Origin of the sequence: Collinsella sp. SGI.095 (genome assembly GCF_050314535.1) — a bacterium.
In the GTDB taxonomy this organism is placed as follows: domain Bacteria; phylum Actinomycetota; class Coriobacteriia; order Coriobacteriales; family Coriobacteriaceae; genus Collinsella.
In genome coordinates this window covers 69,812-94,477 of sequence record NZ_JBNPNG010000006.1, presented here as the reverse complement: position 1 = coordinate 94,477, position 24,666 = coordinate 69,812, and the positions used below count along the sequence as shown (strand labels likewise).

The following is a 24,666-nucleotide window of genomic DNA, read 5'->3' as shown; positions in this document are numbered from 1 at the left end:
CTCATGGCTTCTTCTGATGCAACACAACGAGCAGTCCTTGCCGGACTTTCCTGCGGGATCGGCCTTGCCGCACCCGTGGTCGTGTATGCCGCTACACTGCCGTTTTCGTCAATCAACGAGACGGTCGTCGCGGGTGCTGTTCCCTTTGCCGTGGGCGCAGTGGCCGGCGTGGGTATCTATGCTGCCTCGCTGGGTATCTCTGAGTATCGTGCGGAGCACGATGGCCGCCTGTTTGAGCCCGATGCCGTGGGCGGCGCCGCTCAGTTTAGTCGGACCTACAACGAGTTCAAGACCGCCTCTATTCCCGCGCAGCAGGAGGAGGCTGCTCCCCGGGCTGCTGCTCCTGTCACTTTGGACGAGCAGGGTCAATCCTCTTCGCTTCTCTCCGGTCTGACCGGCGCGTTTCAGCGCCGCCACGCCGATGATGGCGTTCCGACCATCGCCCGTGCCGCCAATGCCATGGACGAGGCCGATGCCTGGGCTATGATCGATAGCATGCTCGACGACGATTCGCCGGTTAGCTGCGATCCCGCTCGCTCGCGCGATGTCTACCAGGTCGCAATTGACGAGCTCACAAACGGTGAAAAGACTGGCTCCTATAACCGCGACGACATCGCTGCTGCCGCACGTGCCGTTTCGGGCTCTCATGCCGCTCCTGCGGGCAGCACTGCAGCTTTCGTGGCGCTTGTGGCCAACGCTGCCAACAATGCCGCCTATAACGGTGCTTCTTCGGCTGCGTACGACTCTGCCGCGGCGGCCGCTTCGACCGGCCAGCAGGGCGCGGCTCAGCCGGCTCCTGTCGCCGACCCCTTTGCCGATGAGCCCCTGGTTGTTGATGAGGAGACCATCGCCGCTCGTCGTGCTGCCGAAAGCTCGCTTTGGGGTGCTTCGGCCCAAATGCAGGCCGCGGAGGCGGTGCCGTACAACGCCAAGCTCGCCAGCATGCCCATCATTTCCGATGCCAAGGGTGTGGATCTCACCGATTTGGACGAGCCCGCCGCCATCACTGCCTCTATCGATGCCCAGAATCGCGTGGATACCGACAGTCTCCCCGATGCCTCCCTCGAGGAAGATATCCCCATGGCCGATTATTCGGGCCACGAGGACATGTGGGCCGCCGCTATGGCGATCATGGCCGAGGTCGCCGAGCCCGCCCCCGCGCCGATGCCCTACCCTGCGGCCTCACCTGTGTCTGTTGCTCCCGTCTATGTCGGCCGCCACAGCTCCGTGTTTCCCGAGGATACCGCGCGTATCTCGCGCGAGAGTATCGAGCGCGCCGAGGCTATCGCCGCCGGCGTTATGGAAAACCGTCGCCATGAGCGTGTCAATCAGATCCTTGAGGAAGAGATCGAGCGCCTGCAGTCCTCTACCGCCAAGCGTACGGGCCGTGCCTATTTGAGTGTTATCGAGGGCGGTACCGCCAGTTTTACGCCGCTTCGTGCCGAGGCCTAGTTCTGCATGATTAAGATCGATCGTAAGTGGGCGGTTGCGGCCTGCGTCATGGTGTTGCTGATCTGGGGCAATTCACTGGTTCCCGGCACGGGGTCCGGCTCACTGAGCTTGGCGATCATGGAGGACGTCCGCGGGTTTTTGCATAGCTTGAGCCTGCCGTATGAATGGGTAACCAACTTTGTCGTCCGCAAGTGCGCACACTTTACCGAGTATATGGTGCTCGGTGTTTTGGTGACACATGCCTTTGATATCGAGGGTCGACGCACTTTTGACAGACTGCTTCCCACGGTGGTTTTTCTGTTGCTGGTCCCCTCAATCGACGAGATGATTCAGTTATTTGTGCCGGGGCGCGCCGGTATGATCACCGACGTGATGATTGACTGCTGCGGAGCGGCTACCGGCGTCGTGCTCCGATATCTCCTCCGATCGCTTGTATGCACCAGAAAGGCCGCCTAGGACGTTTTGCTTGGTCCTAGGCGGCCTTGTGCGTTTGGGGGCCCTGCAGGGCGCGATAGCGTTGTCTGCGCGTTATACGGGCCCGGTAATACCGTGTGTCGTTGGTGCACCCTTTACTGGAGCGCCTGTGCGCCAAGGGCCAGACAGCCCATGATGCCCTGCTTACCATCGAGGCTGTTGTTGACAATGTAGGTATCGATGTCATTGACCTCGGGCGTGACGATATAGCCGTTGAGCATCTCGGCGCACTTTTTGCGGGCGAGCGGCACGATGGGGGTGTGGTCGGCCACGCCGCCGCCGATGATGATCTTTTGCGGCGCATAGCACAGCGTGTAGGTCATGAGCGCCTGTGCCAGGTAGCCTGCGAGCAGGTCCATGGCCTCCGGGTCATCGGCTATGTCTCCGGCGCTTTTGCCATCCCAGCGCTTTTTAATGCCGGGGCCAGCGATGAGGCCCTCGAGGCAGTTGTCGTGGAAAGGACAGCCGCTGTGCTCGCCGATGGTGTCGCGCGGATCGCGCGTGACCAGGATGTGGCCTGCCTCGGGATGCATCATGCCATGAACGAGCTGGCCGCCCGAGAGCACGCCGGCGCCCACACCGGTGCCGATGGTCAGATACACCACGTCGGTGAGGCCCTGGGCGCAACCAAAGGTGACCTCGCCCAGACAGGCGACGTTGACGTCGGTGTCGTAGCCACAGGGAATATTGAGCTCGTTTTGGATGGTGCCCAGCAGGTCAAAGTAGCGCCATGCCGTCTTGGGCGTCTCCAAAATCTTGCCGTATTGGGGCGAGGCAGGGTTGACTGCGGTGGGGCCAAAGGCGCCGATGCCCAGCGCGGCGATGCCCTTGTTTGCAAACCATGCGTTGACGGCCTCAACGGTCTCCTGCGGGGTCGTGGTTGCGATCTGCTCACGCTCCAGAACCGTACCGTCTGCATAGCCCGTGGCGCAGATCATCTTGGTGCCGCCGGCCTCGAGCGCTCCGATAAGCTGCTGCTCTGCCATAGTATTCCTCCCCCTGGGACGAGTTGCTCCGTGACTAAAGTATAGCGCTTTAAACAAATTAAGAAAGCGCTATAAAAAGAAGCCCCACAACGCGCGTGCGGTGCGGGGCTTCTTTGGGTGCTTTAGTTGCCGGGCCGTCCTTACCCGCGCGGCTTGATTTTATCGCGTAGCGACTTGAGGTTCTCCAGCGCCGCGTTAATCGTCTCGTCTCGCTTGGCAAAGTGGAGGCGAATCAGATGGTTGACGGGCTCACGGAAGAAGCTCGAGCCGGGCACGGCGCCCACGCCCACCTTAGACGCGAGGTCCTCGCAGAAGTCGAGGTCGCTGTCATAGCCAAACTCAGAGATGTCCATCATGACGTAGTAGGCGCCCTGCGGCACGTTATGCTCAAGACCAATGCTATCGAGCCCCTGACAGAACAGATCGCGCTTGGCTGTGTAGAGATCGAGGACCTCCTGGTAATAGCTGTCGTCGAAGTTGAGGGCGGTGACGACGGCTTCCTGCAGGGGAGCGGCGGCACCCACAGTGAGGAAGTCGTGGACCTTCTTGATGCGCTCGGTAATCTGGGCCGGGGCGATGGTGTAGCCCAGACGCCAGCCGGTGATGGAGTACGTCTTGGATAGCGAACTGCAGCTGATGGTGCGCTCGAACATGCCGGGCAGCGTGGCCATATAGACGTGCTCGTGGGGCGCGTAGACGATGTGCTCGTATACCTCGTCGGTGATGCAGTAGGCGTCGTACTTTTTGCAGAGATCGGCGATAAAGGTGAGCTCTTCGCGCGTAAAGACCTTACCGCAGGGATTGGAAGGGTTGCATAGGACGATGGCCTTGGGGTCGTTGTCGCGGAAGGCCGCCTCGAGTGTCTCGCGGTCAAAGTCGAATGTGGGCGGGTTGAGCGGCACGTAGATGGGCTCGGCACCCGAAAGGATCGTGTCGGCGCCGTAGTTCTCGTAGAACGGCGAGAAGATGACGACCTTGTCGCCGGGGTTGGTGACCGTCATCATGGCAGCCATCATGGCCTCGGTGGAGCCGCAAGTGACCACGATGTTCTGGTTGGGGTCGATCGGTATGCCCATAAAGTGCTCCTGTTTGGCGGCAAGCGCCTCGCGCATGGCCTGGGAGCCCCAGGTGATGGAGTACTGGTGGTAGAGCGGTTTGGGATCAGTGGCGATGGTGCCCAGGCTCTTGAGCAGCTGCGCTGGGGGATCAAAGTCGGGGAAGCCCTGCGAGAGGTTGACGGCACCGTACATATCGGAGATGCGCGTCATGCGGCGGATGACCGAATCGGTAAACGTTGCCGTGCGATTGGAGAGTTCTTTCATGCTTGTCCTTTCGAACATCGGGGTGGGGCAAGTTTACTCCTGTGGAACCGGTGGGATTTGCTCGAAATGGATCAGAAAAACTCTTTTCAAAATTCTTGAAAATTGGGGCTTGCGTCGCGTGGCGTTCCTTGCAATAATAGTCGAGCGCGAAGCGCACAGGACACGGTGGGTGTAGCTCAGTTGGCTAGAGCGACGGGTTGTGGTCCCGTAGGTCGAGGGTTCGAGTCCCTTTACCCACCCCAGTTCTTGCTTCGTGTTGATATCGGGTCGTTAGCTCAGTTGGTAGAGCAGGGGACTCTTAATCCCAAGGTCCAGGGTTCGACCCCCTGACGGCCCACCACACGATATCTCCTCTAAAGTCCGCCACTACGGACTTTAGCTTTGGGTCGTTAGCTCAGTTGGTAGAGCAGGGGACTCTTAATCCCAAGGTCCAGGGTTCGACCCCCTGACGGCCCACCAAAGAACGTTAAAGCGACTGGCATAGGCTGGTCGCTTTTTTGTTAACCATACATGGGTCGAACCCGAAAGGGCGCGGAGCTGAGGAAACGCGTAAGCGTTTGCCAGCGCAGCGCGCAAGGCGCGAAGCGCCGCAGCGGCCGCCTGCGCAGCAGGCTGACCCCCTGACGGCCCACCAAAGCATGTTAAAGCGACTGGCTTCGGCTAGTCGCTTTTTTGTTGACCTTGCATGGGGTCGAACCCGAAAGGGCACAGACGCTTTACAAGTCGAGCCTGCCCTCTTGGGTACGCCGAGCTGCTGCTTCATTTCCGCCGTGCTTCTGCCGCCGAATAACGCTTCATCGCCCTTCGACTTGATGATCGCGAATCCTTTGGAGTCAACGCCGCGTTTGAACGCAATACTCGAGAGCTGTTTCTCTGAATCGGATAGCGAGTGGCGCGCCTGCAAGCGCTGAATCTCTGCGAAGCGCTGTTCTATGAGCTCTTGGCGGCGCGTCTGCACGGCAAAGTATGCCTGGGCGAGCGCGATCTCTGGCTTGTTTGAATCTCCGTTCTGTGCGATTAAATAGCATGCATAGCGAGTAAGTTTGTAGTCTTTAACCGCGCGAGCGGCGACACCGGCTGTTACCATTTTCGTGGTATCACGAAAATGGGAATCAACTGGAGTTTTGTTTGTTTCGCACGAGACTTTTGCCCTCTAAACAACTTCGGCGAAGTTCTCCCATCGAGTGTACCCCATGGGTTCCATTAAATCGCGTGCGAGCCGATACTCAACGCCGTCTTCCACATTGGCGTAGCTATCAAGTTTGACACGCCACTTCTCGATATCACGACTGTCCATATCTCCTCCCCGCTGGTCTATTGTCTGTGCGGGCTTTGCCTGCTCTGTATTCAGAATAAGGATACGCTGCCGTGCGGACACGAATGGACCCCGTGCCACCTCGAGCTCACGGGGCCCATAGATATCGATTAGTTGTGTTCTGCTTTAGATGAGTGTCCAGTTTAGTCCGCTCGATAGTGCGATCCGAGGCTTTCGGTCCGTTTGCGCATGGCTTTGACCATTTCCGCTGCCAGCTGAATCTGCGATTGCAGGCGGGCGAGGGCTGCGATTTCGCTGTCCTGGGCTTTCTGCGTGCTCAAGGTCGTTGCCTCCGTCTTCAAGCCCTCAAGCTCGTGTAGTGCCTTGGATAGGCCCCCCTCGGTGCGGTTGATCATGCAGTAGGTGCTCATCGTGTGCTTGAGGCTACGGGTCAGGCGCTCGGCGTCTGTTGTGGCAATGCCATGCTGGGGGAGGGCGACATCCGCCTTTGGGGCCACCTCAGGTGCATTCTGTGCTGCTTGGGCTGCCGAGGCGCCCGCGATGCGCCCAAACACGATGCCGTTGGCGCTTGACAGACCACCAATGCGATCGGCACCGTGCATGCCGCCTGTCGCCTCGCCGCAGGCATAGAGGCCCTCAACGCCCGTGTACGCGGTCTTGTCGATTTTGATGCCGCCATTGGCGGCGTGGGCATACATCGCCACACGCATCTCGTCGGTCGGCGCGATGCCGTGCTCGTCTTGTAGCCAGGTGGCAAAGGTCTGCACAAACTCGGGGACGTTCTCGCGGGGGAAATCGTAGTGGAGCGCCAGACCTTCAGCACCCGCTTGATCGATGGCAAGATCGATGGCGCGGGAGGCCAAGCGCGAAGTGAAGGGACCATATCCGGAGCGTTGCTCAAGTAGATCGTCCAGCTTGTCGTCGGCGATATCGACCGGCTGGTCTACATGTACGTAGCGCCAGGTCTTCTCGTTAAAGACAAGGTTGCGCTTGGGCTCGATGAAGCCCGGCATCATCTGCATGAACTCTATATTAGTGAGCGTTGCGCCGTGTGCCAGCGCGATGGACTGCGAGGAGCTGAGCACGTCGGCGGAAGTGAGACTGCGCTCGAACAGGCCACCCGTGCCGCCCGCAGCGATGATGGTGGCCTTGGCTGCCATAGGCACGAGATGCTCGTTTGTGCGGTCGTAGAGTACGGCGCCGATAATCTTTCCGGTTGTGTCCTCAACAAGGTCGATAAGCTCGTGGCGGGGGAACAGGCGAATGCCGAGAGACTTGATCTGGGCCGTACACGCGTCCTCAAGGGGCTTGCGGGTGAGGCCGCGCCAATTTCGTGTCTTATGGTCAAAGCAGGGGATAAATTGCTTTTGCTGGGCGCTCTCGGCGCTTTGCGGACGATGGAGCTCAACACCTAGATCCTGCTCGAGCCATTGGATGGCCTGGGGAATGCCGTGGACGAACGTCTGGACGAGCGTAGGGTCGGCGACACCGCCGCCGACGGCTTGGATGGTGTCGATGAGATCCTGTTCGTCGTCTTCGTTAACGGGACCGATGAGACCTAGGCCCCAGGTGCCCGGGAAAAAGCTCGATCCGCTCATGGTCTTGCCGGCGCTTGCGACGGCAACGGTCGTGCCCGCGCGCGCCGCTTCTATGGCGGCACAAAGGCCCGCAATGCCAGATCCTATTACCAGTACATCAGTCGATTCCATCGGATTCCTTTCTCGTCCGGCGCATTTTCGCATGGGTGATCGACTAATGCGATGCAAAGGCCGCGCTATTCGGTAAAGGGCGAATATGGCAGGTGGACGTTATACGCATTCGCTGGCTTCGTCTCCGGGCATCTCGTATTTCGCTGCAACTGATATATCGGACATTTATTTTGGAGTAGTCAATTTGAGACGGGGCTTTACGAGCTGTCCTGCGCCTCGGGTCGATCCGCTCGCCACGAAATGGGCCTATCTACTACGTTTGAGCGGTCACCCCCAACCATACCGAGAATTACAAAATTAAAACCGCAGGTAGACGGCTTATTGATTTTCAAAAAACCCAGCTATGGTCGACCTGCGCGGGTTAAACGTAGTAGATGGGCCGTTTTCGTGGAGCAATCCAAAGCGATTGGCTGTTTTGGAATAAAAAAGAGCCGCTACCCGGGTGGATAGCGGCTCCGAAGCTCAACTATATGAGCATCGCGCGGGCGCGATTAGGCCTTGAGGGCCTCCTCGACGGCGACAGCGCAGGCGACGGTGGCACCGACCATGGGGTTGTTGCCCATGCCGATGAGACCCATCATGTCGACGTGCGCAGGCACGGAGGAAGAACCGGCGAACTGGGCGTCGGAGTGCATACGGCCCATGGTGTCGGTCATGCCGTAGGAGGCAGGGCCGGCGCCCATGTTGTCCGGGTGCAGGGTACGGCCAGTGCCGCCACCAGAAGCGACGGAGAAGTACTTCTTGCCAGCCTCGATGCGCTCCTTCTTGTAGGTGCCAGCGACGGGGTGCTGGAAGCGCGTGGGGTTGGTGGAGTTACCGGTGATCGAGATGTCGACGTTCTCGTGCCACATGATGGCAACGCCCTCACGGACGTCGTCGGAGCCGTAGCAGTTAACGGCAGCACGGGGACCATCGGAGTAGGGGATGGTCTCGACGACCTTGAGCTCGCCCGTGTAGTAGTCGAACTGGGTCTTCACGTAGGTGAAGCCGTTGATGCGGGCGATGATCTGGGCGGCGTCCTTGCCCAGACCGTTGAGGATAACGCGCAGCGGCTTCTTACGAGCCTTGTTGGCGTTCAGAGCCAGGCCGATAGCGCCCTCAGCGGCAGCGAAGGACTCGTGGCCGGCCAGGAAGGCGAAGCACTCGGTGTCGTCGGAGAGCAGCATAGCGCCCAGGTTGCCGTGGCCCAGACCGACCTTGCGGTCCTCGGCGACGGAGCCGGGAACGGTGAAGGCCTGGATGCCCTCGCCGATGATGGCGGCAGCCTCAGAAGCGTTCTTGGCGCCACGCTTGACAGCGAGAGCGCAGCCGAGGGTGTAGGCCCACTCGGCGTTCTGGAAGGCGATGGACTGGGTGTTGTTGACGATCTCACGCGGGTTGAAGCCCTTGTCGGTGCAGATCTGCAGAGCTTCCTCGAGGGAGGCGATGCCGTTGTCGGCGAGGCACTTGTTGATCTTGTCAGCGCGGCGCTCGTAACCTTCGAACGTAACAGTCATAGTTATTTCCCTCCCTTTCTACTCGTGAACCGGGAACACGCTGGCGACGGAGTGAGTCTCCTCGTCGGTGCGCGGGTCGATGTACTTGGCAGCGTTCTCCCACTGACCATAGTGGCCCATAGCGCCAGCGATGGCCTCCTCGGGGGTCTTGCCGGCCTTGACGGCGTCGGTGAACTTGCCGAGGTTCAGGAACTCGAACGCGATAATCTCGTTCTTGTCGTTGAGAGCCATGCGGGTGACGTAGCCCTGAGCGAGCTCGAGGTAACGAGCGCCCTTGGCCTTGGTGCCGAACATGGTGCCGACCTGAGAGCGAAGGCCCTTGCCGAGGTCGTCGAGGGAGGCGCCCACGGGCAGGCCGCCCTCGGAGAACGCGGTCTGGCTGCGGCCGTAAACGATCTGCAGGAAGATCTCGCGCATAGCAACGTTGATGGCGTCGCAGACGAGGTCGGTGTTGAGGGCCTCGAGGATGGTCTTGCCGGGAAGGATCTCGGAAGCCATGGCAGCAGAGTGGGTCATGCCCGAGCAGCCGATGGTCTCAACGAGGGCCTCCTCGATGATGCCGTCCTTGACGTTCAGCGTGAGCTTGCAGGCACCCTGCTGAGGTGCGCACCAACCCACACCGTGCGTAAGACCGGAGATGTCGGAAATCTCCTTAGCCTGGACCCACTTGCCCTCCTCGGGGATGGGTGCGGGGCCGTGGTATGCACCCTTGGCAACGGGGCACATGTTCTCCACTTCCTGTGAGTACTGCATGCCTCTCCTCTCTATCGTGTTGGCGTCCCGTCTGGAGGTCGTGGCTGGTGATTGCCGGGCGACCCTTCGAAAGGGACATGACATGCAACCCCTATAATACCGCGAAATGCACGGAATATTCGGCGAACGGCGCAGTTTTCGTAACGAGAAGCGCGGAACTTTCAATTGAAACGATTTAACAAGCTTGGTTGCGGTTATGCGATACGTTTTAGGGGGTCAGTTCTGGTCAAGTTATTGGTTAGTTCTTGCCCCTGTTGCGGTGTCTAGCCTGTGGTTATGATGCCATTCGCCGTCGGTTTGCCGCCTTTTACCGTCGACGGGTGCCATTTTGCGTGAATGTTTTGATGGCACGTTTCAATCGTGATGTATTGGACGGTAAGCAGATCCCGGCGAAGGGAGCGCCATGCAGCGTGTTTGGAAAACGATCACCGGTTTTTACCATGTCTGTGCCCGCGGTATGGGCAGTCAGCTGATCTTTGAGAGCGACGAGGACCGGTGGGAGTTTTTGGAGCTGATGCGCGACTGCTGCCGCGATGCCCAGGTAACGATTGTGGCGTGGTGCCTCATGGGCGACCATGTGGATCTGGTACTTTTGGATTATGAGGACAATATGAGTGCAGCTATGCAACGGTTGCTGTTGACGTATGCTCGTCGGTTCAATAGGCGTACTGGGCGATCGGGCTGCCTGTTCCGGGAACGTTTTGAGCGCTGTTCGCTCGATACCGACCGGCAGGTGATGGAGGCTGTTCGCTCCGTTCACGCCGATCCGCAGGATGCGGGCATCAACCTAATTGAGCGTTATCCCTGGAGCAGCTTTGCGGAGCATCTGCGTGTTTACGACGGTGACGAGGCAGATGCTAGGAGGGGATTTTCCGATCCTTCTTGCGTACTTGAGCTTTTTGGTTCTGCCAAAGCCTTTATTGCCTATTCGCTTTCGACGCCCGACGGCGGCGATCCGGCGATGCGCGATTTGGTAGAGATGGAGTTGGAGCGGCGCGCCTTTGCCGACGAGTTGGCGAAGGGATGCGGGGTTGCGCTCCAGGGGGTTAAGGCGGCGCCGCCGGCGCAGCGCAATATCGTTATTCTTGGCTTGCACGATGCTGGTTTTACGGTGCGCCAGATTGAGCGGTATACGGGGATAAGCAAAAGTACCGCTTCTCGTATTGTGCGCGCCCGTGCTCGAACGGCGGTGCGGACTGATGACAGCCTGGGATAGGGCTGTCTGCCCACTGGGACCATCATTCTAAATGCTTGGACGTTAACTACACTTCTAAATATGCATAGAATGATTGCCGTCTTGCATAAAACAATAGCTCAGTCCGGTTTTGCCCGTGCCTACCCCCGTCCACGCCGTGCAAAAAGCGGAGTTTTCAGCATCGTAGTGCTGTCGGAACTGCTATAACCTTGCAACTTGCGGGCCCCGAGACAATTATTTGTCTGCCAATACGCCCCGAAGCACGCGTTTGCGTCCCCGTAGACCGTAATGCCTGTTCTAAAACGCAATATATACGCGCCCGAAGGCGCTAATTTATGCTCGTGATTTGTATGCACATAGCTTGGCGTGCTGAATACTCGCAAAAATGCACGCCGCACCCTATGGGACCCGTCTGCGGCAGGCAGGAGGCGAGCCGGAGCCTAGTAGGACGGTGCCTGGCGCTTTGCTCGGCGTGCCCCGTGGCCCTGTGGCAAGCCTTTGGTACTGTGAAAAACGCTTGTGCTTGCGGTTGGCCGTGCGATAAATGGCAGATTGGGCGCCGGAAGCGTGGCTGCGCGTGCGCTCGTTATGAAAAAGCCGAGCCGCCCGTATCGGGCGGCTCGGCAATCAAAAACCTTGGATTCGGGGCATCCGTTACTGGTTAGCCTGACCCTCGAGCATGCCGTCGAGGGTGCGCCAGGCGAGCTCGGCGCATTTGACGCGGGCGGGCATGTGTGAGATGTCCTGGAGCTGAGCAGCCTCGTCCAAGTCTTCCAAGTCTTCCTCGGAGAGCTCCTCGCCACGGATCATGGCGAGGAAAAGCCCTGCCAGACGACGAGCCTCCTCGACCGTTTCGCCCGTGATGAGGTCGGCCATGATGTCGGCGCTGGCCTGGCTGATGGCGCAGCCGTGCCCGGTAAACGAGGCCTCCTCGATCACATCGTTCTCGACACGCAGCTGCAGGGTGAGCTCATCGCCGCAGCTGGGGTTGATGCCGTCGTGTTCGTGCGTGGGGGCATCCATCTCGTACTTGTAGTCGGGGTGCGAGTTGTGCTCCATAAACGTGGTGGAGGTGTACAGATTACCCATTGAACGTGCTCCAAACGTGATACAGGCCGGCGATGAACTTATCGATATCGGCCTTGTCGTTGTAGAAGGCCACGCTGGCGCGGCAGCAGGCAAGGTTCTCGACGCCCAGCCAGGTGAGCAGCGGCTGCGCGCAGTGGTGGCCGGCACGGATGCAGACGCCGTCCATGTCCATGATGCTCGCGACGTCGTGAGGGTGGATGCCCTTGACGTTAAAGCTCACGACCCCGTGGTGGTTGTCCCAATAGATGGAGCCGATGATCTGGACAAAGTCGAGCTGCATGAGCTCGCCCATCAGGTAGTGGACAAGTGCCTGCTCGCGGGCCTGGATGTTTTCGTAGCCCACTGTGTTGACGAGGTAATCAAGCGCCGCGCCCGTGGCGAAGATGCCGGCGGCGTCCTGCGTGCCGGCCTCGAACTTCTCGGGGACGGGCGCCCAGATGGCGTCCTGCTCGGTGACCGAATCGATCATCTCGCCACCGGTAAGCATGGGCGGCATGGCGTTGAGCAGATCCATCTTGCCCCACAGCACGCCGATGCCCATGGGGCCCATGGCCTTGTGCGCGCTAAAGGCAAAGAAGTCGGCTCCCAGATCGGCCACATCGACCGGCATGTGCGGCAGCGACTGCGCGCCGTCGACGACCAGATAGCCGCCGTACTTGTGCACGAGCTTGCCGAGATTCTTGACCGGGTTCTCGACGCCCAGCACGTTAGAGATCTGACCCACGGCCAGAATCTTGGTCTTGGGGCCAACCTTGGCAAGCACTTCCTCGGTCGTGAGCTGACCGGTCTTGGTGGGGTAGAGGTAGACGAGCTTGGCGCCGGTCTCGCGGCAGACCTGCTGCCACGGAATCAGGTTGGAGTGGTGCTCCATGATGGTGATGACGACCTCGTCGCCGGGTTCGAGCACCGTGGGCGCAAAGCTCTTGGCGACCAGGTTGAGCGACTCGCTCGTGTTGCGGGTGAAGACGATCTCATTAGCCTGGGAGGCGCCGATGAGGTCGGCGATCTGCTGACGCACCTTCGCGATGGCCTCGGTGGCCTCGACGGACAGCGAGTACAGGCCGCGCAGGGGGTTGGCGTTCATACGCTGGTAGAAGTCACGCTCGGCGTCGAGCACACAGGCGGGGCGCTGCGCGGTGGCGGCGCTATCGAGGAAGGCGATCTCGGGGTGTTGTTGGAACAGCGGGAACTGCGCCTTGTAGGGGTTGGTCTCGATGTCTACGGTAGGCCAGCCGCGCGAGGCCTCATCGCTGGCGTCGAACTCCATGGGCTCGGGGGCAGTACAGGTATCGCATTTAACGTGCTCGGTGTCGATCATGCGAGCTCCTCCTCAAAGTTATCGATCAGGTTGTTGCCCAGGCGGACGACGGCGCCGCGGGTGCGCTCGTCGGTCGCGGAAAGTGCGGCGTCCTCCAGCTTGGCACGGATGAACAGGTCCTCGGCGGCATTTTGGTCAAGGCCGCGGCAGGCGAGGTAGAACAGCTGCTCGTCGCGGACGTGGCCGATGGTGGCGCCGTGGTTGCCGGCGACGTCGTCCTCGTCGCAGAGGATGACGGGAACGGTCTTGTTGTCGACGCCCTTGTTGGCCAAGAGCACCGTCTCGCGCTCGGTGCCGACGGCACCCTTGCAGCCGTGCACGAGATCGATAGTGCCGCGGTAGACCTTCTTGGACGTGCCGGTCAGCACGCCGTTGGCATCGATTTCGCACTCGGTCTTGCGGCCGCGGTGACGAAGCTCGTAGTTAAAGTCGCGCACCTGCTGGCGGGCGCCCAGGTAATCGGTATCGATCGTAACCTTGGCGGTGTCGCCTAGCAGGTCGCCGGCAAGGCCGGTGGCGCTGGCGCCGGCACCCAGTACGGTGTGCTGCACGTTGACGCGCGCGCCCTCGTCCAGGAACAGGCCGGTGTCGTCGAGTGCGATCCAGCTGTCGTCGAGCGTCTGCGTACAGGCAACGTTGACGGTGGCGTACTCGTGGGCACACACACGCAGCACGGAGCCCACGACGCCCTCGCCGGTAACGGGGGAGTCCAGGGCGATCTGCAGGTCGAGCGTTGCCTGCGGGCGGGCGACGACATCGATGGCGGCGATGGCAGCCGCGGCATCGACGCCGCTCACGCGCACGGTGACCGTGGCACGGCCGTAGGCGGGCACGTCGATGACGATGCGCTTGGTGGCATGGTCGGCCAGATAGGTGTAGGCGGCCTCGCCCATGCCGGTCTCGAAGGCCTCGGCGGGGGAGAGCTCCTCCTCGAGCTTGATGGCGCCGGCCTGGTAGACGGAAGTGGCGGGCACGTCGAGCTCGGTCTCGGGTGTGATGCGGGCGCGGTCGGCGGCGTCGCCGGGGGCTGAGGCGCGGCGCTCGGGGAAGCGCTCGGCCATGGCGTCCATGGCGGCGTCGAAGGCGTCGGCCGCGCCATGGATCTGCTCGTCCAGCCCCTCGACCTCAACGGCCTCGGCGGGAGCGGCGGCAAGTTCGTCCGAAAGCTCGAGCTTGGTCTGGTTCATCTTGAGCCAGCCCCAAGTGGCGGCCGGCATCGCGTTGACGCCCCCGATCTCCTGCAGCACGCCGTCTCGGGGCTCCGACCCTCCTCGCGTACCTTTAGTACGCGTCGTCGGGCTCGTCGCTCCCGATACGTCGCACTGCAGAAGCTCGGATGACGTAAATGCGTTCGGCGTGTTGGTGGTCTGATTCATTATCCGATCGCTCCTTCCATCTCGAGCTTGATCAGGTTGTTCATTTCGACGGCGTACTCCAGCGGCAGCTCCTTGGAGACCGGGTTGGCAAAGCCGTTGACGATCATGGTGCGGGCCTCTTCCTCCGAGATGCCGCGGCTCATCAGATAGAACACCTTGTCGTCGCCGATGCGACCGATGGTGGCCTCGTGGCCGATGTCGACGTTCTTGGCGCGGATGTCCATGGCGGGGATGGTGTCGGAGCGGCTTTGGTCGTCGAGCATGAGCGACTGGCAGCTCACGGTTGCCTTGGAACCCTCGGCCTTAGGCGTGGCCACGATGGAGCTGCGGAAGGTCTGGATGCCGCCGCTCTTGGAGATGCCCTTGGTCTCGACGGTTGCCGAGGTCTCGGGCGCGTTGAGCACGACTTTGCAGCCGGTATCGAGGTTCTGACCGGCGCCGGCAAAGGTGATGCCGGTAAAGCTCGAGCGGGCGCGGCGGCCGTTGAGCACGCTCATAGGGTAGAGGTAGCCCACGTGGCTGCCGAAGGAGCCGCTGATCCACTCGATGTCGCCGTCCTCGTCCACGCGCGCACGCTTGGTGTTGAGGTTGTACATGTTCTTGGACCAGTTCTCGATGGTCGAATAGCGCAGGTGCGCGCGCTTGCCCACAAAGAGCTCCACAGCGCCGGCGTGGAGGTTGGCCACGTTGTACTTGGGTGCGGAGCAACCTTCAATGAAGTGCAGGTCGGCGTCGTCCTCGACGATGATGAGCGTGTGCTCAAACTGGCCGGCGCCCTTGGCGTTGAGGCGGAAGTAGCTCTGCAGCGGAAAATCGAGCTTGGTGCCCTTGGGCACGTAGACAAACGAGCCGCCCGACCATACGGCGCCATGCAGGGCCGCAAACTTGTGGTCGGTGGGCGGGATGAGCGTCATAAACTTCTCGTGGATGAGCGGTTCCCACTGCGGGTCGTGCAGGGCCTCCTCGATGCCGGAGTAGACGATGCCCATCTTGGACGCGGTGTCCTGCATGTTGTGGTAGACGAGCTCGGAGTCGTACTGCGCGCCGACGCCCGCCAGGTAGCTGCGCTCGGCCTCGGGGATGCCCAGGCGCTCAAAGGTGTTCTTGATGTCGTCGGGCACCGACTCCCAGTCGTGCTTTTGGTCGGTGTTGGGCTTGACGTAGGTGACGATGTTGTCCATGTCCAGGCCCTCGATGGAGGGGCCCCACGTCGGGTCGGGAAAACGGTTGAAGATCTCGAGGGACTTGAGGCGCAGGTCGAGCATCCACTGCGGCTCGTCCTTCTTGGCGCTGATCTCGCGCACGATGTCGGGCGTGATGCCGGCGTCGAGGCGCTCGAATCCCTCCTCGCCATAGGTGAAGTCGTAGAGGCTGCGGTCGATGTCCGCGACCTCGGTGCGGTTCTTGGTCATTGCGTCGCCCCTTTACGCCTGCTGCTCGGCAGCGGCGGCCTCGGCCTGGGCGCGCTGCTCGGCGGCCTCGCGCTCGAAGGCCTCAAAGCCGTTCTTGTCGATCCAAGGGATCAGCGAGGCGTCGTCCTCGCGCACGATGTGGCCCTTGACCATAACGTGGACGCGGTCGACATCCAGGTGCTCCAGGATGCGCGTGTTGTGCGTGATGATAAGCATGGAACCGTTGCAGCTCTTGCGGTAGGCGTCCATGCCGTGGCTGACGGTGGACAGGGCGTCGACGTCCAGGCCGGAGTCGGTCTCGTCCAGGATGGCGAGTTTGGGCTGCAGCAGCAGAAGCTGGAGCATCTCGACCTTCTTTTTCTCGCCGCCCGAGAAGCCTACGCCCAGCTCGCGGTTGAGGTAAGCGGTATCCATGTTGAGCTCGGCCGCGAGCTCCTTGACGCGACGGCGGAATTCCTTGCCCTTCATCTCCAGGCCGGGGCGGCCGGCGATGCTGGCGCGCAAAAAGCTCGACAGCGGCACGCCCGGGATCTCGACCGGAGCCTGGAAGCTCAGGAACAGGCCGGCGCGCGAACGCTTGTCGGTGGTGAGCTCGGTGATGTCCTGGCCGTCAAAGACGATGCGGCCGTTCTGCACGGTGTAGACGGGGTCGCCCATGACCAGGTGGCCGAGGGTGGACTTGCCGGCGCCGTTGGGCCCCATCAGCACATGGGTCTCGCCGGCGGCGACGTTGAGGTTGACGTTGTGGAGGATGGTCTTCTCGTCCACGGAGGCGGTCAGACCTTCGATGGAAAGCAGCGGATTTGCGCTCATGCTGTCCCTCTCTGTTTATGGTGTACTCATAGGTGTACTAAACCCTAGGAATCTTCTCGGAATAAAGTTACTATGGGTTCGGCGTTAGTCAAGGGAAAACCCGACTAATCCACTCGACTTTTCAGATGTGGGACATAATAGTCGGGATTGTCTGTCCCACACGCTTGGCATCGGGGGCAAACTCTGCTGATGATTTTGTCTCAAGCGCACCGGGAGGGTAGGTATGCTCATTTCTTCTAAGGGCCGCTATGCCCTCCGTTTGATGATTTATATCGCGGCGCTCGGTGACGCCGAGGGCAAAATCGCCCTGCGCGAGATTGCCGACCGTGAGCATATTTCGCAAAAGTATTTGGAGCAGCTGGTCCGTCCGCTTATGAAGGCGGGCCTGCTCAAGAGTGTGCGCGGCAAGGGCGGCGGCTACATGATGGCCGTGGACCCGGCCGAGGTGCGAGCCGGCGATATACTGCGCGCCGTCGAGGGCAGCACGGCGCCCGTCGCATGCGATGGCATCGATAACAACTGCACTCGCAGCGATCTGTGCTCTACTGTGAAGTTCTGGCGCGGTCTGGACGACGTGATTGAAAAGTACGTCGACGGCGTGACATTGGCCGACTTGGCGGCCGTGCCCGAGATTAACTTCGATATCAAGCTGTAACTCGAGCGCAATTCCTTAAGATTTCGCGGAGGGCGTTATCGTTTGTCGAGTTGTTGTTGTACGACATCGGTCTTGCTGCGATACTTAAATCTATCTTTGCAAACTGCACTTTAACTACACCAATGCAAGGAGGATCTTATGCAGCCCAAGCATTCTGCGATTGTTGCCGGATTGACGCTGGCTCTTTCGTTTGGCGCCGTTGCCGCGCCCGCGCCCGCTGCTGCGGATGAGCCCACGCCGGGCGTTGCCTCGGATGCCACCGATATCGATAAGGGTCTTTATACCCAGCAGTCTTTCTCGGGCGTGCTGAGGTCGGTCCAAGGTGTCTCGTTTGTTAATGTGACCAGCGAGATGAAGTACTTTACCAAGTATGAGAGCCACGGCAACTATAACCAGGGCTTTTCGTACGGCGATGGTTACAACGCTCTCGGTTACTACCAGTTCGATCGACGCTGGTCGCTCATCCCGTTTATGAAGCAGGTCTATAACTACAATCCTGCCAAGTACGGCATGCTTAAGTCTGCAATTGACCGCGGGGGCGATATCTCCAACGCAAGCAACCCCATGTATTCGAACGGTCAGCTGACGGAGCTGGGCCGCATTGCACAGGAGGCCTTCCAGGGCGCCTATAACGCCGATCCGGCTGAGTTCTCGGCGCTGCAAGATTCATATGCATACAACTCCTATTACGCGGTGACCGAGGCCTGGCTCAAGAGCGCGCTTGGTATTGATATCTCTGGCCGCGCCGATTGCGTCAAGGGTATGGTGTGGAGCATCACCAACATGTGCGGCACCTATGGCTGCCAGGACTTTTTCCGCTGGGCAAATCTTACAAACGATATGACCGACCGTGAATTTGTGACGGCGCTTTCCAGCAGCGTGGTCAATAACGTTGCCCGTAAGTACTCGAGCCAGCCGCAATATCACGAGGGCTGGAAGAACCGTTACAAGAACGAGCTTAAGGATTGCCTGGTCTATATTACCGAGGACGAGGCCGCGGCGACGCCGCCGGTCGAGCCTGAACCCGAGCCTGAGCCCAAGCCCGTGACTCCAGCGCCTAGCCAGGCGCCCGCCGCTCCCGTTGCTCCCTCTGGGCCTAGTGCTGATACCAATGGTGCTGACGAGGATACCGTCGATGCTCCTTCATACGATGCCGGAGCAAGCGACGGAAATGGCGATGTCGCATCGGGCGGCAGCGCGGGGTCTGCCTCGCCTTCGAATTCCGCAGATGCTGCGGCAGGGTCTGGTTCTTCCGCCGGTGGATCGACTGCCGGCTCGAGCGACTCGTCGACGAATGGCAAACCCTCTGCGAGCGAACAACTTGGCTCCATGTTTGGCTCCTCGCTGATGGTTGACATCAACAGCAGCTCGTCTTCCAAGAAGGATGGCTCCGACCAGGGCGCTACGGAAAAGACCGAGGATGCTAAGGGCGATTCGAAGGACGAGGGTTCTAAGGGGTCTGATTCCGACAAGGGCACGGAATCAGACGGTGCGGAATCGAAGGATCCCCGCCTTGATAAGGATGGCAAGCACACGGACGACAATGGGTCCAAGGGCCTGGTTGATGATGCCGCCGACCAGAACCAGGGTAAGACCAAGGTTGTGACTGCTTCAGCCACGACGACTGAGTCCTCTAAGGGCAGCATGCCCAAGACGGGTGACTTGATTTTGATGGCGAGCCTTGCCAGCGCGAGCTTGGCCACATTGGGCGCTACGTCTATTGTGAGCGGTAAGCATAAACTTGACCAGCAAAACAAAGACGCTGCGGAGAAAGACGCCCAAAAGTAGGCTCTCAGCGAGTGTTTTGCCTTAGGGATTGAAATAGGGGCCCGATGCGATAGCAACGGACCCCTATTTGTTGCGAATCGTTTTGTTATGCCCCCCTTATGGAGTCATTTCTACCGTTACCCGAATCATTTGTTGAACAATAAAATTGTTATCAAGATGGTCGCTAAAATGGCATCGTTATTATAAAAGGGGAGATAAAACGGTGTCTGAACAGGCAATGTATGATATTGATAACACCTTTGGCGTGAAGTTGCTCAATCCCGGCGGAAATGCTGTTCTGCCGATTGATATTCATGATTTTGCCGACGCCGCCGATCATTGTGTTTTAGTTGATAAGACCATGTTTATTGCCGATATCTTAGATTGCGAATCGACTGTGGCGCTCTGTTGTCGGCCTCATGGTTTTGGCAAGAGTATGAACCTCTCCATGCTCAAATGTTATCTGGAGCGTCCTGTGCCCGGCTCGTCTAACGTCAATCTCTTCATCGGTAGCCAAATATGGGACGCAGAAGATGGCATCTATCGTGATGAGTATGCACGCTATCCGGTCATTGCTTTGGATTTTTCTGCTTCCTCCTATCGAGGCGCCGATGCCGAGGCCGCCATGCGCGATGCCGTCGCTCGTGAGTGCGCTCGTCTGTTGCCGCTGCTGGAAGTTCCCGATTTAGCGCGCGGCGACGTGCGCCATATCGAGCGCGTAGCGCGCGGTGTTGCCGCTCCTGATGAGATCGATTCGGCTCTTGGCGTGTTAATCGAGCTCCTCCGTATGGCATGTGATGAACAGGTTGTGCTGCTGGTTGATGGGTATGACGCGGCGTTTTCGAATCATATGCAGGTGCAGGCCGCCTATGGCTCGTGCTTTATCGAGTTGCTTGACCGCCTGCTCTTTGACGGCATTGTCGCCTCGACCGATTCTTTGCGGCTGGTTTGCTTGATGGGGGAGCGACCCGGCCCCGCACGGGCGGCACTTGCGCATCGCAACTGCCCGTATTGTTTGGCTTCTCCCTTGTCGAGCTGGTGCGATCGCCGCTTTGGTTTTTCGGATGCCGAAAACAGGGCGCTGCTAGATCGCGCTGGTCAGAGCGACAGACTGGCTTGCGCGCGTGAATGGTTCGAAGGCTACCGGTTTGGCGGGTTCTATTGTTCGAACCCGGCTCGTGTGGTTGAGTTCTTGGCTCGGGGCTGCCTGCCGCCAACGCGCTTTGACGTATGTTGCTATGCCGATTGTCTGAACGAGACTGTGGGCGCCTGGGATTTAAGATGGCTTGCGGCAATGTTTGATTTGCTTAATCCGTATGGCTGTGTTGAGGCGCCGCTGTGCATAGACGCCGTGAAGCCTGATGCCGGGACAGCAGAAGGTATTTGGACCGATTTGTATCTGAGTGGACTCCTGACGACAGATGCGACCGATCACCAGACGGACGGCAATCTGCCCCGCGCCCTGCGCCTTCCCAATAACGAGCTCCGGCATGCGCTGCGTCTTGTGATTATCGAATGGTTCGAGTGCGCTGCCGAGAGTGCCGAGACTATCGATGATTTCCAAAAGGGTCTTTGCCGCGGAGACGAGCGTGCAGTTAGGCGAGCTTTGGGCGTAATAATTAATGACTTGGGTGTCGAAGGAGACGAGTCGGATTTGCTGCTGGCTTTTCGTTTGGCACTGCAGGGTCTTTGTTTTGGGTTGCCTGGGTATGACAATCCCGTTACAAAACGAGCGCACGGTTCGGAGTTTGGGGGTTTCCAGGTGTTTCCGACCGCCAATACCTTTGATGCGGCGGATACACTTGGCATATTGGATAGCCGTCCGCTGATCTCGGTCAGCATGCTGTACGACCCCGATGTCGATGCGTTGGGCCTAGAGCTTCTGTCGGTACAGGCATTGCTCGATATCGAGCGGAGCGGTCTCGACGACATTCGCGTGCCACGTCCTGCTGTGGGCCGCATACGCTGGGGGTTTGGCTTTGATGGACAACGAGTTGCCGTCGCATGTCAGAAGTTATAGGAGGGCCGGCTTTACTCGGTTTCCTTCATGGGCGGCATGGGCTTCCAGTTGGGGTCGCGTACGATCTTGCGGGCATCCTTCATGCCACGGCGCAGCGCCGGAATGCCGGTCTTAAAGCACTTGTCGACGGCGGCAAGGCGGATAAACTCCTTGCAGAAGGTCGCCACATTGCCCAAGCGGAACAAAATGGGGTGGTAATCACCGTAGATCTGCATGTAGCGGGCCAAGTAGCCGCGGTTACGCATGATGTAGTAGCGATTGGTGTCACTGGTGGAATTGAGCTGACGCTTACCGGCGATATCCCAGTTGGAGACGGCGCGGGCGCGCTTGAGCACCACGTCGGCAACCACGGCAGCGGGGAAGTGCTGGCTCGCAACATAGCCGTAGCAGGCATCGTCGCCGTAGATGAAAAAGCGTGCATCGGGCAGGCCGATCTTGTCGACTACGCGGCGCGAGAACAGGCCTCCCTCAAAGCACAGCTGGTTCATGGCGCGATAGCCCTCGGGGCCCAGGTCCCACTTAGCGATGGGGTTGGGGATACCAAGCGAAAGGATGAGCTGGTACTGCCAAAAGAAGGCGCCGCCGTCAAAGTCCAGGCGCGAACCCTGGATAACGTCGTAGCGGTCCGTCCACTTGGCAAGGAGCTCGATGCCCTCCGGGATGACGAGCACGTCGTCGTCCATCACCCAAAACCACTGGGCGCCCAGGTCATAGGCGCATTTGGTGCCAGCAGAAAAGCCGCCCGCGCCGCCACTGTTTTCGAGCTGTGGGGCGTAGATGACACGGTCGGTGCCACCCTGCGCGTCGGGCTGATCGGTGTCGACGCCCCACAGGTTGGCCAGGCGCTCGTTAAACGCCGCGCACATGGCCTCGGTCTCGCGCGAATTCTCGTTGTCGACGATCACGATACGCCACGGCGCGGCCGTGAGCTCGGTCATGGAGTCGAACAAGTTGGCCAGGAGCTCCTGACGCTTGTACGTGACGACGACGATGGCGAGCTTGTCGATGGGAGCGGGAAGGGTAGAAGTCATGGGGAATATATCCTTTCACGCGCGGCGGGCGAGCGCTGCGCGGAAGCTATCGAATGCGTCCGTTGGACGGCACCTATTGTAAAGGGTCGCTGCGCCATGTTGGCAAGGTTTGAATAAAACGCAGGAACCTGCCATGGGCATGGTGGCCGCGATACTCAATGGTGATGCGTTGATTGCTGCTTGAGACTACGGGCGATAAGGCTTCTAGCTGCATCGATGATGAGAAGCGTCAGCGCAAAGACGATGCTAATGACGGTACCCGTGACGATACATATAGCTGCCGGGCTGTTTTGGCTGACCAGTATGTTTGCGAGCAACGTATTGAAGATTGGACGCCACAGGCTACTGGTGAGCGACTGCATCACATAGAAACCGAGCGTGGCGGTCGATAGGGTGACGATGACATTCGCGGCGCGAGGATTACTCGATTTATTGTCGCGGGTTGCCGCAAAGAACAACGAGGTGGCAGCGAGGGCGAACGAGACGACCGAGGTCGACTTATAGGAAAGCATTGCCATTGCCGACAGATTACCGGTTGCGGAGAGTGCGGCTTCCAGGGCGATCGTGATGATCAAAACTGCTGCAAGCAATCGTTTGGCGACGGTGCGCGCTTTGCGCGGAGTTGTCGTCCCGGTATAGTCGCGGAGCAGCCCTCCCATCAAAAAGGCGACGACGTAGGTGACGGCGCTCATGATCTTCTGCAGCCAAGAAAACTCAGCGCTGCTTGCCGAGTATTGCGTCGCCAGATGGCCATTGACAATAAAAACGAGGACGCCGACGGCGACAACTGCTGCTGTGTGGCTTTTCTTGCCGAGTTGGTTTTTAGCCAGCGCAAACAACGGCGCCATGCAGACCGTGGCGGCATAGACCCAGATAAACTCAAGCCCCAGCGTGTACCAATAGTGCGTGTGAAAGGAGACATCGGGAATGGGGGAGACGGCTGTGGACCATGCGAGTGCCGCGAGGCAATAAAACGCGGTGGGCAAGATGACTTTGCCAAGGCGCTGCGTCGTCCGCTGAAGTTGCGACGTCCATGTGGCCCCGTCGCTCCAGGCGCGAGCAGCCGAAGTAATAAGGAAGTAGCCCGAGATCATAAAGAAGACCTCGTTGGCCCAGCAGCCAAGCAGGTTGATGAACCCCAAGATGCCTGAATAAGGTAAGACCGTGAGTGGCGCGTATTCCGGCAAGCCGACGCAGATGGCTTGAAAGGTCCACTGAAAGGTATGGAATATCGCGATGCCAGCGACCGCGACCAAGCGCAGCGCTTCGATGGATATGTTGCGTGCGGCTTTGGGCTGCATGACTTCCTTTCGTATCGGTTTGCCCCTGCGGGCTCCATAGATTATATAAACGCCCGCGGGCTGGACGACCCTTTGATACCATTAACGACAGGTATTTCCTAAGGAGCACATTTGTCTACTAATTCTTCTGGCAGCCCCGTCCTGTCGCTGCTAATTCCCATCTACAACGTTGAGCGCTACCTGCACGAGTGCCTCGATTCCGCCGTGGCGCAGACGCTCAAGGATATTGAGATCATCTGTATCAACGACGGCTCTACCGACAACTCGCCGGCGATTATCCGCGAGTACATGGAGCGCGACGCGCGTGTGAAGATGATCGATAAGGCCAACAGCGGCTACGGTGACTCGATGAACCGCGGCCTGGAGATGGCGCGTGGTAAGTACGTGGGCATTCTAGAGTCCGATGACTTTATGACGCCCGATGCGCTGGAGAAGCTCGTGGCAGCTGCCGAGTGCTTTGACGCCGATTTTGCAAAGGCGAATTTTGACCTGTATTGGTCGAAGCCGGAGGAGCGCCGAGAGCTGATGGAGCTCTTTAAAGCTAAGGACTGCCGCAAGCCGGTACACCCGAGTGATACCGTCAATGCCTTCTCGCTTAAGCCATCGATTTGGTCTGCGGTGTATCGTCGAGACTTCTTGAACCGTAATGCCATTCGTTTCTTGCCGACGCCTGGCGCTGCGTTTCAGGACGCCTCGTTTACCTTTAAGGTGTTCGCTCTTGCCGATACCGCGGTTTACCTGCATGATTCCGTGCTTTCATATCGCCAGGACAACGAGGGGTCTTCGGTCAACTCTCCTAATAAGGTTCACTGTGTTAACGACGAGTATGCCGAGATTCATCGCTGGATTGTTGAGGATTTTGCCGAGTCGCACTCTTCGCAGGACGTTGCCAAGCTGCTCAGGTTTGCAAATATCATTAAATACGATTCGTATATGTGGAGCTACATTCGCCTGAATCCCAAGTTTTACGCTGAGTTTTTGGACCGTATGGCCCAGGAGTTCCGCGGCGCGCTTGAGGCACATGAGTTTGAGCTAACGGACCTTAAGCCGTGGAAGCGTGCGAATCTCAAGGCTATTGTCGACGATCCGCAAAAGTGGCTGGCTGCGTCTCCAGACTTTGCCGGAGCGGGCGCGATGGGTCGCGCGAAGCATTATGCGCGTGTCGGCGGCCCGGGCGTGGTCGCGGCATTCGTCCTGGATGCAATTAAGAAATAGGGGAGT

The 24,666-nt window shown here is 59.4% G+C and carries 20 protein-coding genes and 3 tRNA genes; 10 read left to right on the top strand and 13 right to left on the bottom strand.

The genetic code is table 11. The annotated features are described in order from the left end of the window. Positions 1-3 precede the first annotated feature (3 nt). Positions 4-1,452: a hypothetical protein gene (locus tag ACQRCA_RS04060; RefSeq protein ID WP_427718823.1), complete on the top strand. Its 1,449-nt coding sequence runs from the start codon at positions 4-6 to the stop codon at positions 1,450-1,452. 6 nt (positions 1,453-1,458) lie between these two features. Continuing rightward, positions 1,459-1,908 (top strand): VanZ family protein, encoded by a 450-nt coding sequence (locus ACQRCA_RS04055; protein ID WP_427718820.1) that lies wholly within the window; start codon positions 1,459-1,461, stop codon positions 1,906-1,908. A gap of 113 nt (positions 1,909-2,021) precedes the next feature. Here the strand turns inward: ACQRCA_RS04055 and ACQRCA_RS04050 are convergent, their stop codons facing one another. Together ACQRCA_RS04050 and ACQRCA_RS04045 are read right to left on the bottom strand one after the other, a co-directional pair. Continuing rightward, a complete protein-coding gene (locus tag ACQRCA_RS04050; RefSeq protein ID WP_427718817.1) occupies positions 2,022-2,912 on the bottom strand; it encodes an ROK family protein in 891 nt (296 codons plus the stop codon). 140 nt (positions 2,913-3,052) lie between these two features. Then, on the bottom strand, positions 3,053-4,234 hold the full coding sequence (locus ACQRCA_RS04045; RefSeq protein ID WP_427718816.1) for a pyridoxal phosphate-dependent aminotransferase: 1,182 nt from the start codon (positions 4,232-4,234) through the stop codon (positions 3,053-3,055). Positions 4,235-4,399: 165 nt separating this feature from the next. Between ACQRCA_RS04045 and ACQRCA_RS04040 the strand changes: the two genes are divergently transcribed. The 3 genes from ACQRCA_RS04040 (at position 4,400) to ACQRCA_RS04030 (ending at position 4,693) form a co-directional block, all read left to right on the top strand. Then, a tRNA-His gene (locus ACQRCA_RS04040) sits at positions 4,400-4,476 on the top strand. Positions 4,477-4,498: 22 nt separating this feature from the next. Further along, positions 4,499-4,574 (top strand) — tRNA-Lys (locus ACQRCA_RS04035). Between the two features lie 43 nt (positions 4,575-4,617). Further along, positions 4,618-4,693 (top strand) — tRNA-Lys (locus tag ACQRCA_RS04030). A 694-nt stretch (positions 4,694-5,387) separates the two neighbouring features. On the opposite strand, the gene ACQRCA_RS04025 is transcribed toward ACQRCA_RS04030, so the two are convergent. From ACQRCA_RS04025 to ACQRCA_RS04010, 4 genes are all read right to left on the bottom strand, one after another. Next, on the bottom strand, positions 5,388-5,531 hold the full coding sequence (locus ACQRCA_RS04025) for a hypothetical protein (RefSeq protein WP_427718814.1): 144 nt from the start codon (positions 5,529-5,531) through the stop codon (positions 5,388-5,390). Between the two features lie 161 nt (positions 5,532-5,692). Next, the gene (locus tag ACQRCA_RS04020) at positions 5,693-7,219 is read right to left on the bottom strand and encodes an FAD-dependent oxidoreductase (protein WP_427718812.1); all 1,527 of its coding nucleotides are present in this window, start codon (positions 7,217-7,219) and stop codon (positions 5,693-5,695) included. 491 nt (positions 7,220-7,710) lie between these two features. Further along, on the bottom strand, positions 7,711-8,715 hold the full coding sequence (locus tag ACQRCA_RS04015; protein ID WP_154518278.1) for a GGGtGRT protein: 1,005 nt from the start codon (positions 8,713-8,715) through the stop codon (positions 7,711-7,713). A gap of 18 nt (positions 8,716-8,733) precedes the next feature. Then, positions 8,734-9,468, bottom strand: coding sequence for an iron-sulfur cluster assembly scaffold protein (locus ACQRCA_RS04010; RefSeq protein WP_006235554.1), 735 nt, complete (start codon positions 9,466-9,468; stop codon positions 8,734-8,736). 403 nt (positions 9,469-9,871) lie between these two features. Between ACQRCA_RS04010 and ACQRCA_RS04005 the strand changes: the two genes are divergently transcribed. After that, positions 9,872-10,684, top strand: coding sequence for a transposase (locus tag ACQRCA_RS04005; RefSeq protein WP_427718809.1), 813 nt, complete (start codon positions 9,872-9,874; stop codon positions 10,682-10,684). A 633-nt stretch (positions 10,685-11,317) separates the two neighbouring features. Here ACQRCA_RS04005 and sufU read toward each other — a convergent pair. From sufU to sufC, 5 genes are read right to left on the bottom strand one after another with little or no spacing between them, the layout of a single operon-like run. Beyond that, a complete protein-coding gene (sufU, locus tag ACQRCA_RS04000) occupies positions 11,318-11,752 on the bottom strand; it encodes a Fe-S cluster assembly sulfur transfer protein SufU (RefSeq protein ID WP_427718807.1) in 435 nt (144 codons plus the stop codon). Beyond that, complete coding sequence (locus tag ACQRCA_RS03995; protein ID WP_427718804.1) at positions 11,745-13,070, bottom strand: aminotransferase class V-fold PLP-dependent enzyme; 1,326 nt, start codon at positions 13,068-13,070, stop codon at positions 11,745-11,747. The genes sufU and ACQRCA_RS03995 overlap by 8 nt, the downstream gene beginning before the upstream one ends. After that, complete coding sequence (locus tag ACQRCA_RS03990; RefSeq protein WP_427718802.1) at positions 13,067-14,446, bottom strand: SufB/SufD family protein; 1,380 nt, start codon at positions 14,444-14,446, stop codon at positions 13,067-13,069. The genes ACQRCA_RS03995 and ACQRCA_RS03990 overlap by 4 nt, the downstream gene beginning before the upstream one ends. After that, positions 14,446-15,858, bottom strand: a complete 1,413-nt coding sequence (gene sufB / locus ACQRCA_RS03985; protein WP_022094821.1) for a Fe-S cluster assembly protein SufB — start codon at positions 15,856-15,858, stop codon at positions 14,446-14,448. The genes ACQRCA_RS03990 and sufB overlap by 1 nt, the downstream gene beginning before the upstream one ends. A 12-nt stretch (positions 15,859-15,870) precedes the next feature. Continuing rightward, on the bottom strand, positions 15,871-16,671 hold the full coding sequence (gene sufC, locus ACQRCA_RS03980; RefSeq protein WP_427718800.1) for a Fe-S cluster assembly ATPase SufC: 801 nt from the start codon (positions 16,669-16,671) through the stop codon (positions 15,871-15,873). A 223-nt stretch (positions 16,672-16,894) separates the two neighbouring features. Here sufC and ACQRCA_RS03975 point away from each other — a divergent pair, with 223 nt between their 5' ends. From ACQRCA_RS03975 to ACQRCA_RS03965, 3 genes are all read left to right on the top strand, one after another. Further along, entirely contained in the window at positions 16,895-17,326 is a 432-nt protein-coding gene (locus tag ACQRCA_RS03975) for an RrF2 family transcriptional regulator (RefSeq protein WP_154518293.1), read from the top strand. A 138-nt stretch (positions 17,327-17,464) separates the two neighbouring features. After that, a complete protein-coding gene (locus tag ACQRCA_RS03970) occupies positions 17,465-19,114 on the top strand; it encodes a hypothetical protein (RefSeq protein WP_427718798.1) in 1,650 nt (549 codons plus the stop codon). A 202-nt stretch (positions 19,115-19,316) separates the two neighbouring features. Next, positions 19,317-21,113 carry an AAA family ATPase gene (locus ACQRCA_RS03965; RefSeq protein ID WP_427718796.1) on the top strand — a complete coding sequence of 599 codons (1,797 nt, stop codon included), beginning with the start codon at positions 19,317-19,319 and terminating at the stop codon, positions 21,111-21,113. 11 nt (positions 21,114-21,124) lie between these two features. Here the strand turns inward: ACQRCA_RS03965 and ACQRCA_RS03960 are convergent, their stop codons facing one another. Next, positions 21,125-22,144: a glycosyltransferase gene (locus ACQRCA_RS03960; protein WP_427718794.1), complete on the bottom strand. Its 1,020-nt coding sequence runs from the start codon at positions 22,142-22,144 to the stop codon at positions 21,125-21,127. Between the two features lie 155 nt (positions 22,145-22,299). Beyond that, positions 22,300-23,445 (bottom strand): acyltransferase family protein, encoded by a 1,146-nt coding sequence (locus ACQRCA_RS03955; protein WP_427718793.1) that lies wholly within the window; start codon positions 23,443-23,445, stop codon positions 22,300-22,302. Between the two features lie 111 nt (positions 23,446-23,556). Here ACQRCA_RS03955 and ACQRCA_RS03950 point away from each other — a divergent pair, with 111 nt between their 5' ends. After that, positions 23,557-24,660 carry a glycosyltransferase gene (locus tag ACQRCA_RS03950; RefSeq protein WP_427718791.1) on the top strand — a complete coding sequence of 368 codons (1,104 nt, stop codon included), beginning with the start codon at positions 23,557-23,559 and terminating at the stop codon, positions 24,658-24,660. The last annotated feature ends 6 nt before the right edge of the window (positions 24,661-24,666 follow it).

Excerpts from the sequence above, each read along its gene's own strand:
- ACQRCA_RS04060 (WP_427718823.1), top strand. The coding sequence starts at position 4 with ATGGCTTCTTCTGATGCAACACAACGAGCAGTCCTTGCCGGACTTTCC.
- ACQRCA_RS04055 (WP_427718820.1), top strand. The coding sequence starts at position 1,459 with ATGATTAAGATCGATCGTAAGTGGGCGGTTGCGGCCTGCGTCATGGTG.
- ACQRCA_RS04050 (WP_427718817.1), bottom strand. The coding sequence starts at position 2,912 with ATGGCAGAGCAGCAGCTTATCGGAGCGCTCGAGGCCGGCGGCACCAAG.
- ACQRCA_RS04045 (WP_427718816.1), bottom strand. The coding sequence starts at position 4,234 with ATGAAAGAACTCTCCAATCGCACGGCAACGTTTACCGATTCGGTCATC.
- ACQRCA_RS04025 (WP_427718814.1), bottom strand. The coding sequence starts at position 5,531 with ATGGACAGTCGTGATATCGAGAAGTGGCGTGTCAAACTTGATAGCTAC.
- ACQRCA_RS04020 (WP_427718812.1), bottom strand. The coding sequence starts at position 7,219 with ATGGAATCGACTGATGTACTGGTAATAGGATCTGGCATTGCGGGCCTT.
- ACQRCA_RS04015 (WP_154518278.1), bottom strand. The coding sequence starts at position 8,715 with ATGACTGTTACGTTCGAAGGTTACGAGCGCCGCGCTGACAAGATCAAC.
- ACQRCA_RS04010 (WP_006235554.1), bottom strand. The coding sequence starts at position 9,468 with ATGCAGTACTCACAGGAAGTGGAGAACATGTGCCCCGTTGCCAAGGGT.
- ACQRCA_RS04005 (WP_427718809.1), top strand. The coding sequence starts at position 9,872 with ATGCAGCGTGTTTGGAAAACGATCACCGGTTTTTACCATGTCTGTGCC.
- sufU (WP_427718807.1), bottom strand. The coding sequence starts at position 11,752 with ATGGGTAATCTGTACACCTCCACCACGTTTATGGAGCACAACTCGCAC.
- ACQRCA_RS03995 (WP_427718804.1), bottom strand. The coding sequence starts at position 13,070 with ATGATCGACACCGAGCACGTTAAATGCGATACCTGTACTGCCCCCGAG.
- ACQRCA_RS03990 (WP_427718802.1), bottom strand. The coding sequence starts at position 14,446 with ATGAATCAGACCACCAACACGCCGAACGCATTTACGTCATCCGAGCTT.
- sufB (WP_022094821.1), bottom strand. The coding sequence starts at position 15,858 with ATGACCAAGAACCGCACCGAGGTCGCGGACATCGACCGCAGCCTCTAC.
- sufC (WP_427718800.1), bottom strand. The coding sequence starts at position 16,671 with ATGAGCGCAAATCCGCTGCTTTCCATCGAAGGTCTGACCGCCTCCGTG.
- ACQRCA_RS03975 (WP_154518293.1), top strand. The coding sequence starts at position 16,895 with ATGCTCATTTCTTCTAAGGGCCGCTATGCCCTCCGTTTGATGATTTAT.
- ACQRCA_RS03970 (WP_427718798.1), top strand. The coding sequence starts at position 17,465 with ATGCAGCCCAAGCATTCTGCGATTGTTGCCGGATTGACGCTGGCTCTT.
- ACQRCA_RS03960 (WP_427718794.1), bottom strand. The coding sequence starts at position 22,144 with ATGACTTCTACCCTTCCCGCTCCCATCGACAAGCTCGCCATCGTCGTC.
- ACQRCA_RS03955 (WP_427718793.1), bottom strand. The coding sequence starts at position 23,445 with ATGCAGCCCAAAGCCGCACGCAACATATCCATCGAAGCGCTGCGCTTG.